Annotated in this window: 12 protein-coding genes; 6 read left to right on the plus strand and 6 right to left on the minus strand. The window is 75.1% G+C overall.

Annotated features, from left to right (window positions below):
* Positions 1 to 431 precede the first annotated feature (431 nt).
* Complete coding sequence (locus ACZ407_RS24155; protein ID WP_468131534.1) at positions 432 to 1,436, plus strand: ArsR/SmtB family transcription factor; 1,005 nt, start codon at positions 432 to 434, stop codon at positions 1,434 to 1,436.
* Between the two features lie 109 nt (positions 1,437 to 1,545).
* Complete coding sequence (locus ACZ407_RS24160) at positions 1,546 to 2,169, plus strand: hypothetical protein (protein WP_468131536.1); 624 nt, start codon at positions 1,546 to 1,548, stop codon at positions 2,167 to 2,169.
* A gap of 51 nt (positions 2,170 to 2,220) precedes the next feature.
* Here the strand turns inward: ACZ407_RS24160 and ACZ407_RS24165 are convergent, their stop codons facing one another.
* The 4 genes from ACZ407_RS24165 to ACZ407_RS24180 all read right to left on the minus strand — a co-directional run bounded on the left by ACZ407_RS24165 (position 2,221) and on the right by ACZ407_RS24180 (position 5,525).
* Positions 2,221 to 2,790: a hypothetical protein gene (locus ACZ407_RS24165; protein WP_468131538.1), complete on the minus strand. Its 570-nt coding sequence runs from the start codon at positions 2,788 to 2,790 to the stop codon at positions 2,221 to 2,223.
* A complete protein-coding gene (locus tag ACZ407_RS24170) occupies positions 2,787 to 4,028 on the minus strand; it encodes an MAB_1171c family putative transporter (RefSeq protein WP_468131540.1) in 1,242 nt (413 codons plus the stop codon). Before ACZ407_RS24170 ends, ACZ407_RS24165 begins: the two co-directional genes overlap by 4 nt.
* Entirely contained in the window at positions 4,025 to 4,714 is a 690-nt protein-coding gene (locus tag ACZ407_RS24175) for a hypothetical protein (RefSeq protein WP_468131542.1), read from the minus strand. Before ACZ407_RS24175 ends, ACZ407_RS24170 begins: the two co-directional genes overlap by 4 nt.
* Positions 4,715 to 5,012: 298 nt before the next feature.
* A complete protein-coding gene (locus tag ACZ407_RS24180) occupies positions 5,013 to 5,525 on the minus strand; it encodes a helix-turn-helix domain-containing protein (RefSeq protein ID WP_468131544.1) in 513 nt (170 codons plus the stop codon).
* A gap of 404 nt (positions 5,526 to 5,929) precedes the next feature.
* On the opposite strand from ACZ407_RS24180, the gene ACZ407_RS24185 reads away from it, so the two are divergent.
* Positions 5,930 to 6,895, plus strand: a complete 966-nt coding sequence (locus ACZ407_RS24185) for a threo-3-hydroxy-L-aspartate ammonia-lyase (RefSeq protein WP_468131546.1) — start codon at positions 5,930 to 5,932, stop codon at positions 6,893 to 6,895.
* 175 nt (positions 6,896 to 7,070) lie between these two features.
* On the opposite strand, the gene ACZ407_RS24190 is transcribed toward ACZ407_RS24185, so the two are convergent.
* Both ACZ407_RS24190 and ACZ407_RS24195 read right to left on the minus strand, forming a co-directional pair.
* Positions 7,071 to 8,063, minus strand: a complete 993-nt coding sequence (locus ACZ407_RS24190) for a Rossmann-fold NAD(P)-binding domain-containing protein (RefSeq protein WP_468131548.1) — start codon at positions 8,061 to 8,063, stop codon at positions 7,071 to 7,073.
* 99 nt (positions 8,064 to 8,162) lie between these two features.
* On the minus strand, positions 8,163 to 8,687 hold the full coding sequence (locus ACZ407_RS24195; RefSeq protein WP_468131550.1) for a hypothetical protein: 525 nt from the start codon (positions 8,685 to 8,687) through the stop codon (positions 8,163 to 8,165).
* 137 nt (positions 8,688 to 8,824) lie between these two features.
* On the opposite strand from ACZ407_RS24195, the gene ACZ407_RS24200 reads away from it, so the two are divergent.
* The 3 genes from ACZ407_RS24200 to ACZ407_RS24210 are packed head-to-tail and all read left to right on the plus strand — an operon-like array spanning position 8,825 to position 12,190.
* Positions 8,825 to 10,726 (plus strand): trypsin-like serine peptidase, encoded by a 1,902-nt coding sequence (locus tag ACZ407_RS24200; protein WP_468131552.1) that lies wholly within the window; start codon positions 8,825 to 8,827, stop codon positions 10,724 to 10,726.
* A 55-nt stretch (positions 10,727 to 10,781) separates the two neighbouring features.
* Positions 10,782 to 11,669, plus strand: a complete 888-nt coding sequence (locus ACZ407_RS24205) for an ATP-dependent DNA ligase (protein WP_468131554.1) — start codon at positions 10,782 to 10,784, stop codon at positions 11,667 to 11,669.
* A gap of 11 nt (positions 11,670 to 11,680) precedes the next feature.
* Complete coding sequence (locus tag ACZ407_RS24210) at positions 11,681 to 12,190, plus strand: DinB family protein (protein ID WP_468131556.1); 510 nt, start codon at positions 11,681 to 11,683, stop codon at positions 12,188 to 12,190.
* Positions 12,191 to 12,258: the final 68 nt, after the last annotated feature.

Genomic DNA, 12,258 nt, shown 5'->3' on the forward strand with positions numbered 1-12,258 from the left:
TCCTCCGAAGACCCGGCGGTGCGCAGGGCACTGCCGGGCCACGTGAATAAAGGGGTGAACGCAAGATGTCAGACCGGTGCAGGTGAAGGGAAGCAGGGAAAACCCTTGCCGTGCCGTCCACTTGTGCGGAATGGGACCTTCCCGGACCGATCCGCCCCCTCTGCGCCCGTCCGTCCGCGCCGTCCGCGCCGTCCGCGCCCGTCCGTCCGCGCCCGTCCGTCCGCGCCCGCCCGTCCGCCCCCCGGGTCCGCCGCCCGCCCACCCCCGTGGGGCGGGCGGCGGATCCGCAGGGCCGGCACCTCGGCGCCGGTGACCACAGTGCGCGCCGCCCCGCCGGCTGCGACATCCCCTTAAGTCTGGGCTGAAACCCCCGTAGACGCCGGTGCCCGCGGGCGCGAGACTCGGGGATCAAGAACGCAGGGGAGAGCACGGTGATACGCATCCACTTCACGGCGGAGGACCTGGCCCGGACCCGGGTCGGCAGCACCGTCGGCGCGGCCGCGGAGACGTACCACGCCCTCGCCATGCTGGGCTGCCCCGACCGGACCCCGCCGTTCCGGCCCTGGCGCTCCGCCGTGGTGCGGGAACTGGGCACGGAGGTGCGGCCGCTGCGGGCCCTGATGCCGCAGAGCGGCCCCGGCATCGACCTGTTCACGCTGGCCGGGAGCACCGCCGACATCGAGGAGGCCGCCGAGAACCTGCTCGCCGTCCCCGCCCGCCGGATGCACGAGGAGCTGGGACACCTCCGCTTCGACCCGCGGCACCTGCCCTGGGTGCGGAGGTTCGCCGACGGGGACCGGGAGGCCCGGCAGGAGGTGGCGCAGGCCCTGCGGGACTGCCACCGCACCGCGATCGCCCCGTACTGGCCCCGCGCGGGCGCCCACCTGGACTCCGTACGCGCCGACTTCGCGCGCACCCTGCTCGACGGCGGGGTGGAACGGGTCCTGGAGACCCTGTGCGTACCGCTGGTGCGCTGGCGGCCGCCCGTGCTGGAGGTGGACCACCGCCGGGAGAAGGACGTGGTGCTCGGCGGGCGCGGCCTGGTCCTCGTCCCCGTGGTGTTCACGCACCGGGACGTCGATCTGCTCTGGGACCCGTACGACGAGACGACCCCGCCCGTCCTGGCCGTTCCCACGCTCTCCGACCCGGTCGCCGCCGCCCGGCTGTGGGAGACCGGGGAACCGCCGGAGCAGGCCCTCGGCGCCCTCCTGGGCCGCACCCGCGCGGCTGCGCTGCGGGCCACCGTCCACGGCTGCAACACCACGGAACTCGCCCGCCGGCTGGGGGTCACCCCCGCCGCGGCCAGCCAGCACGCGACGGTGCTGCGCAATGCCAACCTGATCACCACGAACCGGCGCGGCGGCGCCGTGCTGCACACCATCACCCCGCTGGGGAGCGTGCTGCTCGGAGCGGTGCCCGGAGGACATGTTCGCTGATCGGCAACGGTGCGATGCCGTCTCTGTGACGAACGGGATCCGGCCGTTCTCCGGGCAGTTCGGCGCACGCTACGGTGACGCCGGACTTTCCACGGAGGAGACGGAAGACATGGCTCACAGACGCACCCTCGCCGCCGCCCTGGCCCTCGTCGGCGCCCTGGCCCTCACCGCCTGCAACAACGGCGAGGACGGTGCCCAGGCCCCGGCCGGCTCCGGCGGCGGCAAGGGCGGGGGCACCGCCACGGCGGCCCCGGCCCGGCCCACGGCGAAGGCCCCGGCGGGCGGCGGCGCCACCGCCCAGCCCCCGGCGGGAGCGTCCAAGAAGCCCGCACCGGCCGCGCCCAAGCCGCCGAAGAAGACCACCGCTCCGGATCCGGACCCCTCCTGCGACCACAAGATGCCGATCTCCCCGGACGAGCTCGCGGTCTACCGCTACACCCCCGAGGGCGGCTCCCTCTCGCTCATCGTCAAGCTCGGCAACTGGGGCTGCGGCACCCCCGACTCGGACGGCGCGCCCTTCGAGACCGTGGGCAAGGAGATCCCCATGCCCATGGACCAGGCGGCGAACATCACCGTCACCAACCCCATCGTGGAGAGCACCGAGAACCAGCCCCTGGGGGTGCAGGAGTTCCTCGACTGGCTGGAGGCGCACCCGAACTCGGGCCTGGTGTTCAAGTACCACGTGGGCAAGGACGGCGCCATCGACACCCTGGACCAGGTGTTCACCCCCTGAGTCCGGGGGCCGGCCGCGGCAGGCGGCCGGCCGTCCCGGCGGGACGGGGGGTCAGCTCAGCCCCGTGAAGACGAAGCCCGCGATCGGCGCGCCGAGCAGCGCTCCCGCGCACACCTGGGCCGTGGTGTGGTCCCGCAGCACCACCCGGGACCAGCCCACCAGGGCGAGCAGCGGCACCGCCGCCAGGGCCCACGGGCCGAAGGCCGCTGCGGCCACGGTGATCGCACCGGCCGGCACCGCCGTGTGGAAGGAGATCTTCCATACGGTGGTGATGCCCAGGAACACCACCAGCGCGACGAGCATCGCGGCGATCAGCGCGACCAGTTCGAACGGCCCGTCGAGGAGCAGGATCAGGGCGATCCCGGCGGCCACCGAGACCATGATCCCCGGGAGCACCAGCAGCCGGTCCTGCCGCCGGCGCACGTGCCGGTCCCCCCACCAGCCGCGGCGCCGGCCCCAGGAGATCCACAGGGCCGGCAGGGCCGCGCAGAACACCCCGGCCACCAGGCCCCAGGCGACCCCGGCCAGCCGGTCCGCGTGCCAGCCCACCAGCAGGGTCACGGCGATCAGCCAGTTCTTGGGCTCCAGCCCGTCCGTGATGCGTACGGCCGCCGTGTTCATGCGGACTCCGCCCGGGGCGCGGGGGCGGATCCCGCCGCCGCGGCCGCCGCCGTAGCGGCGGCGAACTCGCGGGCGGCGTCCGAGTGGTAGGCGGCGGTGAGCTGCCGCAGGCGGGCCACCTCGGCGTCGAAGTCCAGCCCTTCGAAGTCCAGCGCGTCCGCGGCCCCGTCCGACTCGGCGTCCGAGGCGGACGGGGCGGGGCCCTCCGCGGGTGCAGGAGCCGCTCCGCGGGCCCGGGCCTCGGCCGCCGCGCGCAGCCACATGGCCTGGGCGGTGGTCTCCATGGCCTCGCCGCCGAGTCCGGCCCGCCGCGCGGCGTCGAGGGCGCGCTCGCGGGTCGCGGCCCCGGCGTACGGGGAGAGCACGAGGGCGGCGTCCCGTATCTCGATCGCCACCCGGTGCAGCCGGATCCGCGGGCCGCGCCGGACCCGGGTGCCCAGCACGATGTCCGGGACGGCCGAGGTCAAGGAGGACCACAGCGGTCGGACCGCGCGCAGGCTGCGCCAGTCCCGCAGGGCCTGCCGGAGGGCGCCCAGCGGGGCCAGCGAGTTGCCGACGATGATCAGGAAGATCGCCACGTACTCGACGGCGTCCGCGGTGTACTGGGCCGCGGACTCCGTCATCGGGAAGGGCAGGTCCAGGAGCCGGGCCGACAGGTGGGCGGTGCGGAACGCGCTGTAGACCGTGCCGATGGCCAGGCCGGCACCGAGGATCTGGAGGCCGGTGCGCAGGAAGCTGCGTGCCGACTTGCGCCCGTAGCCCAGGCAGAGCCAGGAGCCGAAGGCGGTGGCGAGGCCCAGGTAGGCCACGAAGGTCAGGCAGTAGCCGGTGGCCGCGTCCGAGGCCGCGTGGTCCTCGTAGAAGTTGTCCACCCGCACGGGCCGGGGCACCTGCAGGAACAGGGTGGTGAGCAGGGCCGCGGTGGCGGCGCTGCCGATCGCGGTCAGCCGGCGCGACCGGCGCAGCAGGTCGGGCCGGGCCATGGCGATGACCAGGTCGAGGACGGCCGCGCAGGCGCCGACCCCGATCAGGTTCTTGAGCAGCACGCACAGGTCGTTGATGCCGGTGGCGGTGTCGATGGCCAGGGCCACCGGCGGGATGCCGACCGTGGTGGCGATCGCGAGGCCGGTGAACGCCAGCCAGGTCGAGCGCTGCTGGGGGCGCCAGACGGCGGCGGGCAGGCGCCAGAGCGCCACCACCCACAGCAGGCCGGCGATGACGAGTTTGAAGGTGTTCATTCGTTCCGTACCGGGTGCCCGAAGGTGTCGTTGAGGCGGTTGAGCACTTCTGCCGCGTCGTCGGACGTGGCCTTGATCTCGGTGCGCCGGCTGGCCCGCTCCAGGATCAGCGTGGCCACGGTCTCGGCCTCCTGCTCCTCGCGGCTGGAGTACTTGGTGCGGCCGAGGAGGTGCACGATGCGGTCGGCGGACAGGCCGAGGAGGTCGTCGGAGGGCCGGGCGGCGGCGGCCGCGGCCCGGATCCGTGCCGATTCGGCCCGTACGATCTCGGCGATCGGCAGGTCGGGGCGCTGCGCGCCGGCGAGCGCGCCGTCGGCCCGGGCGAGCAGCCGGCCGAAATGGGTGGCCGCGGTGTCGAGTTCCTGGGGGGTGGGGTCCGTGCCGAGGTCGAGTTCCGGCGCCACGTGGTTGAGGAGCATGTGGGCGATCTCGTGCAGCACGATGTGCACGCGGAGGATGTCCGGGGCGGTGGCGTCGTAGAACACGAGGTCGGCGGTGTCGAGGCCGAGCCAGACCCCGCAGGGCAGGTCCTCGCCGCCGGGACCCTCCAGGGGCAGCAGCACCAGGGGGCGGCCGCGCTCCTCGGCGATCATGTCGCAGAACGCGCCGAGGTCGAACGGCTGCGGAAGCTCCAGGCCGTTCGCGAGGGCGGCGCAAGCCCGGCGCCGACGTCCCCACCGCCACATTCCCGCTCTGTCCCATCCCTGCCGGACCAGCGGCGGGGTGTTCCGCCGCCGCGCAGGGCCGGGCCACCGGCAGAGCCTGCGACCACACCCTAAGCCCCGGCACGGAATCGGCCGAGGCCGAGGGGGTATCCGTCCGCAAAAACGGTCCGGGCATGGCCGACGGGCGCCGGTCTGGCCGAAACCGCGCGCCCGTCCGGTTCCGCAGGGTGGAAGGGGCGGTCCGGAACGCACCCCGCGCCCGGCTCCGGACGGGATGTGCACGGGCTCCGGACGGGATGCGCGGGCGCCGGCCGGGGTGTCAGTCGGACCGGCCGCGCCCCCGCCGCCTGCGGCTCTCCACCTCGGGCAGGCCCTCGGCCTGGCGGAAGCCCTCCACGATGCCCTTGATCCCGCGCAGCGAGCGGGCGGACAGCCCGCTGAGCCGGAAGGCGACCGCCCGGACCTCCCGGTCCTCCAGGGCCTTGGCGAGCTCGTCCCCGGCGCCGGCCCGCTCGACGCTCTCCTTGATCTCGCGGATCCGCTGGTCCACGGCGGCCGAGACGGAGTCGTCGAGGAAGTAGCTCGGCGGGACCCCGAAGAAGGAGGCGAGCGCCCGCAGCGAATCCACGCTCGGATTGGTCACCTTGCCGGTCCGGATCGACTGGATGGTGCCGTGCGAGACCGTGGGATCGCCCTCCGCGGCCCGCTGCCGGATCAGGTCGGCGATCTCCTGGTACGTGTAGGGGCCGCGGTTCTCGGGATGCAGGGTCTCGATCAGATGTCCGAGTTTGCGTGCGATGTCGGGCCGGTCGCCGGGAGCTCGCTCACTCATCGCGGGGGCCTCCTCCGTACGCGGGTCGGGGCGCGGGGGACCGCCGCGCCGCGAGCAATCTACTTGACTAGACGGAACAGTGTACGGGCGGGGGGCCCTCGTCTAATGGGCTTGACAAGACTTGAGGGTGCTGGCGTAAGTTTCGAGCTGTCCCGTCTAGTTGACTAGATGGGAGATGCGGTGGCCGGTTGCGGCCGGCAACCGCATGCCGTGATGTGTCTTGGCGCCCACGGGGGTGGCGCCCAGACACGTCAACGGCCCCGTTCCGGAGGGACGTTCAGCGGGCGGGCGCCCGCGCGGGCTCCTCCGGCCTCCTCAACGCTCCGGCGCCCGGGAAGGGCGGATCCTCCGTGCCGCGCAGGTAGGGTGCGTCCATCAGGTTCACCCCCTACCGAACGGGCGCCATGACCGGACTTCCCCAGTACGAAGACGTCGTCGAGGCCGCCGCACGCATCGAGGGGGTCGCGCACCGCACCCCCGTGCTGCGCTCCCGGCTCATCGACGAACAGCTCGGCCTCCAGGCCGTGTTCAAATGCGAGAACCTGCAGCGCATGGGCGCCTTCAAGTTCCGCGGCGCCTACAACGCCCTGTCCCGCTTCTCGCCCGCGCAGCGGGCCGCCGGGGTCGTGGCCTACTCCTCCGGCAACCACGCCCAGGCCGTCGCCCTCTCCGCCGCGCTGCTCGGCATCCCCGCCACCATCGTGATGCCGCACGACGCCCCCGCCGCCAAGGTGGCCGCCACCCGCGGATACGGCGGCCGGGTCGTGACGTACGACCGGTACACCGAGGACCGCGAAGAGATCGGCCGCGCCCTGGCGGAGAAGGACGGGCTGACGCTCATCCCGCCGTACGACCACCCGCACGTCATCGCCGGCCAGGGCACCGCCGCCCGGGAGCTGTTCGAGGAGGAGGAAGGGCTCGACGCCCTCTTCGTGCCGCTCGGCGGCGGCGGACTCCTCTCCGGTACGGCCCTCGCCGCCGAGGCCCTGGCACCCGGCTGCCGGCTCTACGGGGTGGAGCCCGAGGCGGGCGACGACGGCCGGCGGTCCCTGGCCGAGGGGCGCATCGTGCACATCGACACCCCGCAGACCATCGCCGACGGGGCCCAGACCCAGCACCTGGGGGAGCTGACCTTCGGGATCCTGCGGCGCACCGCCCCGACCGTGGTCACCGCCACCGACGCAGAACTCGTCGAGGCCATGCGCCTCTTCGCCACGTACCTGAAGCTCGTGGTCGAACCCACCGGATGCCTGGGCCTGGCCGCCCTGCGCCGGCACGCCGGGGAGCTGCGCGGCCGCAAGGTGGGCGTCCTCGTCAGCGGCGGCAACATCGACATGACCCGGTACGCGGCCCTGCTCGGCACCGCCTGAACCGGGACGGCACGCAGGACGGGGGCCGGCCCGCACCGGCCGGCCCCCGAGCCCGTCCCCGGCGCGACGGCCTGGTGACCTGAGACCGCCGTACTGGACGTACTCGGTCTGCCCGACAACGCGGCGAGGCGCGGTGCCAGGCGTCGCGGGTCAGGCAAGATCCGGAAGACACGGACTAGCGCCCCAGCGCGGCCAGGAGCTCCCGTTCGCGCTCCGCGCTGAGACCGGCCCGCCGGGGGCGGCCGAGTCCCTCCGCCCGCTCCCAGGCCAGCGTGTCGGCCAGCAGCTCCGCCCGCGGCCGGTGCCGCAGCCCGGCGGCCGCCGCCGCGGCCCCGCTGCGCTGCGAGAAGCCCGCCCACTCCGGGTCGGCCAGCCACATGGCCAGGGAGCCCTCTCCCATGAACTCGCCCACCCCCTGCGCCAGGAGCCAGTCCGGCTCGGCGTGGACCACCGGCCCGGTGTGCCCGCCCACCGCGCGGGACAGCTCGACCCATTCGCCGAACGGCAGCCGGGGGCCGACCGCGTCGAAGCGGCCCGCGGTACCCGCCTCGGCCGCGTCCAGCAGCCACCCCGCGAGGTCGCGCACGTCCACCACCTGGGTCGCCACCCCGGTTGACCGGGGCACGAGCAGAGGTTCCCCGGGGCCCCGCGCCGCCCGCGCCACCCAGTAGCCGGACCGGCCGCTCCCGTCGCCGGGCCCGCCGATCAGCCCGGCGCGGGCGATCAGCAGCCGGTCGCCCACCGCCTCCGTGCAGGCCCGCTCGCAGGCCGACTTGGCCGGCCCGTACAGCTCCCGGCCCACCTCGTCCAGATCGGTGGGCTCCAGCAGTTCCGCCGACTCGTCGGCATCCGCCTCCGCGTGCGAGGCGTAGGCGCTGATGGACGAGACGTACGACCAGTGCCGCGCCCTGCTCCCCAGCGCCGCCAGGGCCTCCCGGACGAACCGGGGCTGCCAGGACACCTCGACCACCGCGTCCCAGTCGCGGTCGCGCAGCGGCTCGTAGGCCCGCGGCCCGGCGCCGCGGTCCGCGGGGACGAGCACCGCGCCCTCGGCCGGGAGCCCGCTCTCGCCGCGCGCCACGCAGGTCACCCGGTGGCCGCGCGCCACCGCCTGCCGTCCGGTCTCGCGGCCCAGCCAGGCAGTGCCGCCCAGTATCAGGATCTCCATGCCGGACAGCCAAGCACCGGACCGGCCTCCCGGTCCCGCCGGTTCGCCCACGGCACAGCGCTGCCGGAGCCGGAGCCGGAGCGCGGGAGCGGGCGGGTCTCAGTGCCGGGCGCTGCGGCGGCGCAGGGCCACCCAGGTGAGCCCGCCCACCACGGCCACGGCCGCGGCCGCCCCGCCCGTCAGCGCGAACACCCCGGCGCCGGAGGAGGCGGGGGCCGCCGCGGCCCGGGCACAGCCCTCGGGAGCCTGCGCCCCGTCCGCCCGTACCGTCAGCCGGCCTTCGACCGGCTTGCCGTCGAACTCCACCGGCTCGGCGAAGGAGACGGTGTACGTGCCGGGCTCCGCATCGCAGCGCACCTGCGCCCTCGCGGCCCAGCTGACCCTGCCCGAGGGCTTGAGGCGGACCTCGCCGTCGAACACCGGGGAGGTCACGGCGATCGTGTCGTCGGCGTCGGTGTGGTTCGTCACGCCCGGGTTCAGGATGTGCATCGACACCCGTTCGCCCCGCCGGACCGCACCGGGGCTCACGTCCAGGCCTCCGGTGCCGGCGCCCGCCGGGGCGGCGCCGAGCACGAGCAGGGCCGCGGTGCACAGGCCCACGCAGCTGCGGCGTATGCGTGACATAAGGTGTGATCCTCTGGCTCGTACGGACGGCACCGACCAGGCCGTCCACGTGCCGTGATCTTATCCGGGGGGATTTCCGAGAGCCGTCGGCCCGGCCGACCGGCCTCGCGTGCCCTAGCCATGGCAGAAAGGCCGTTGTGGGTACCTCTCGACGGGCGCGAGCCCTTGCCGTGGTGGCCGGCGCCGCCCTGATCTCCGTCCCCGCGGCCCCGGCCGCCCTGGCCGCACCGGCGGCCGGAACGGCGACCGCGGCCTCCCCGTCGCCGTCGCCGTCCGGTCCGCGGACCCGGGCGGCGGCGCCGGAGCCCGCAGCCCCGGGCGGCACCCCGGACGCGTCCGCGCCCCCGGGCGTGTCGGCCTCCTCCGGTGCCTCCGCCGGCTGGACCAACGAGGAGGCGGCCCGGTTCTGGACCGCCGAGCGGATGGCCGCCGCCACCCCGGCCGCGGGGGCCGCCGTACGGTCCGCCCCGCAGCCCGGCCGCCCGCCCCGGTCCTCGTACGCCGGCATCCCGCAGGGTGCCGTGTACGCGGGCTCGCCGACCGTCGGCGTCCTCTACTACGTGGACAGCGGGATGGCCACGCACAGCTGCACCGCGAGCGTGGTGCAGAGCCCGCAGGGCAACCTGATCGCCACCGCCGCCCACTGCTCCCTCGGCACCAAGACCGCCTTCGTCCCGCAGTACCGCACCGGCGCCTCCGCGGCCGCCCAGCCGTACGGCATCTGGGCCGTGGACCGGGCCTTCCGCGACAACCGGCACACCCGCACCGGCCCCGGCTCCGACCTGGACTTCGCCTTCGCCACGGTGAAGCCGAACCCGGCGGGCCGCCAGATCCAGCAGCTCACCGGCGGCAACCGGCTGACGCGCACCCCCGGCTACCGGATCCCCGTGACCGTCATCGGCTACCCGACCAGCCGCAGCGCCCCGGCCGACAAGGCCGTCAAGTGCACCACCACGACCACCCCGCTGACCGGCTACAAGCAGCTGCGCTTCGCCTGCGGCGGCTACTACGGCGGCACCTCCGGCAGCCCCTTCCTCGCGGACTACGACGAGCGGACCCGCACCGGCAAGCTGGTCGGCAACCTCGGCGGCTGGAACGGCGGCGGCCTGGAGAACGGCGACGACGCGATCTCCTTCAGCCCCCTCTACGACGACCAGGTCTTCGACCTGTACGACGCGGCGGTCGCCGGCCGCACCCCGGAGCTCAAGCCCGCCCTCCCGGACGTGCTCGGCGGCGGGGAGACCTGGATGCACGCCCGGCACCTCGTGTCCGGCGAGTACACCGGCGACGGCAAGGCCGACCTGCTCGTGGTCTGGAGCGACGGCGAGGTGACCCTCTACACCGGCGACGGCCGCGGCGGGTACACGGGCGAGATCCGGCTCGCCGCGCCGAACGCCGCCTGGGCCGGGGCCGCCACCGTCACCGGCGGCGAGTTCACCGGCGGGGGCACCGGCGACCTGGTCGTCCGCCGGCCGGACGGTTCGGTCGCCCTGGTCGCCGACGTGGGCCCGGCGAACAAGGTGGGCCGCCAGAGCCTGCTCCAGGGCCCCAACGCCACCTGGAAGCACGCCGTGCAGATCGCCGCGGGCCGCTGGACCGCCAACGCCCGCCCCGACGACCTCGTGGTGCGCTGGTCGGACGGGGAGGTCAGCCTCTACAGCGATGTCAGCGCCACCGTGAAGTTCAGCCGGGAGAAGATGCTCCAGCCGCCCAACGCGACCTGGAAGAACGCCGTCCAGCTGACCGGAGCGGACTTCACGGGCGCCAGGGGCACCTGGGACCTGATGGTCCGCTGGGCCGACGGCCGGCACACGGTGCACCCGGACCTCGGGCCCGCCGGGGTCCGCCCCGGAGTCCAGCTCCGGCCCGCCTCGGCCTGGAACCGGACCGCCCGCCTCGCCACCGCCGGCAGCCACACCGCCAACGGCCGCGCCGACGACCTGCTGATCCTCTGGGGGGACGGGCGGCTGTCCTCCTACCCCGAGACCGGCACCGCCCCCGGCAGCGAGCGGCTGCTCGTCCCGCCGAAGGTCAGGTGAGCCCGGGCGGACCGTCCGGCGCGCGCGGCCGGGCTCCCGTACGCAGGCTGGGACCGTGGACTTCCCCGTGACCGCCGCCCCCGCCGAGGACACCGGCCGCCTGCCCGAGGGCCCGGACTGGTGGTTCGAGCCGGTGTTCGACGGCCGGCGGGTGCTGGTGCACCGCACCGCGGACGGCACCCGCCTGCAGACACGCGCCGGGCGGGAGTGCGGCGCCGCCTGGCCGGAGCTCGCGCACGCCGCCCGCCGGCTGCGCCCCGGCACCGTCCTCGACGGGGCCGCCGTCGTCTGGCGCGACGGCTGCCTCGACCCGGCCGCCGCCCGGGCGCGCACCGCGGCCGACCCGCCTGCCGCCGCGCGCGCCGCCCGCGAACGGCCCGCCTCGTACGCGGCCTTCGACCTGCTCGCCCACCCGGTGCACGGAGACGTCCGCGACCGCCCGTACACCGAACGCCGCCTGCTCCTCCTGGAGCTGCTCGAACTCATCGGGCCGCCGCTCCAGCCCGTCCCGGCCGCCGACGACCGCGAGACCGCGGAGTTCTGGTACGACTCCCTGCGCCCTCAAGGAGTCGAGGCGGTCGCCGCCGCGCTCGGCACGGCCCGCTACGGGGAACCGGGCGGCCGGCTGGTCATGCGGCATGCCGAGACCGCCGAACTGCCCGTGCTCGGTTACACGGGTGCGGCGGCCGCCCCCAAGCGGCTGGTCGTACGGCTCCCCGACGGGCGGGACCGGGCCTGCCTGCCGCTGCCGCCCGACCTGGCCGCCACCGCCGCGGCCTTCCTGACCGCGGCCGGGCCCGGCCCCCGGGCCCGTACGGACGAGGGCGAGCCGTACGCGGCCTGCGCCGCCGGCATGACGGTGACGGCGGTGGCCGGACCGGCCCGGCACGCGGCCGTCCGCGTGGTGGAAATCCGGGTGCCGACCCCGCCGTCCCCCGGGTAACCTCCCGCCCCATGACCTCTCCCCGGCTGCGGCCGCACCACACGGCCGACGAACGCACCCAGTTGACCGGCTGGCTCGACATGCAGCGGTCCGTGGTCCGCTGGAAGTGCTCAGGCCTCTCGGAAGCAGACGCCCACCGGCCGGTGCTCCCCGGCTCCCCGCTCATGACGGCGGCGGGTCTCCTCGGCCACCTGCGATGGGTGGAGCACGTGTGGTTCGAGGTGGTCTTCCTCGGCGGGGAGGGCAAGGGGCCCGGATACGAAGGACCCGAGGACTCCGAGATGATGGTCGAGGGCATCCCGCTCGACCGGCTGCTGGAGGACTACGCCCGGCAGTGCGCCCGCACCGACGAGATCGTCGCCGCGAGCTCGCTCGACGACACCGGGCGCCATCCCGGGTACCGGGACTCGGCCGCCAGCCTGCGCTGGATCCTGTTCCACATGATCGAGGAGACCGCCCGGCACGCCGGGCACCTCGACGCGATACGCGAGCTGGTCGACGGGCAGAAGGGCTACTTCTGAGGGTCGGCAGCGTGGCGCAACCCAAACAGGGGGGGGAAACCCCCCAGGGGGTTGGGAGCAGGTCGCCG

The organism is Streptomyces sp. NPDC030809 (genome assembly GCF_055572195.1).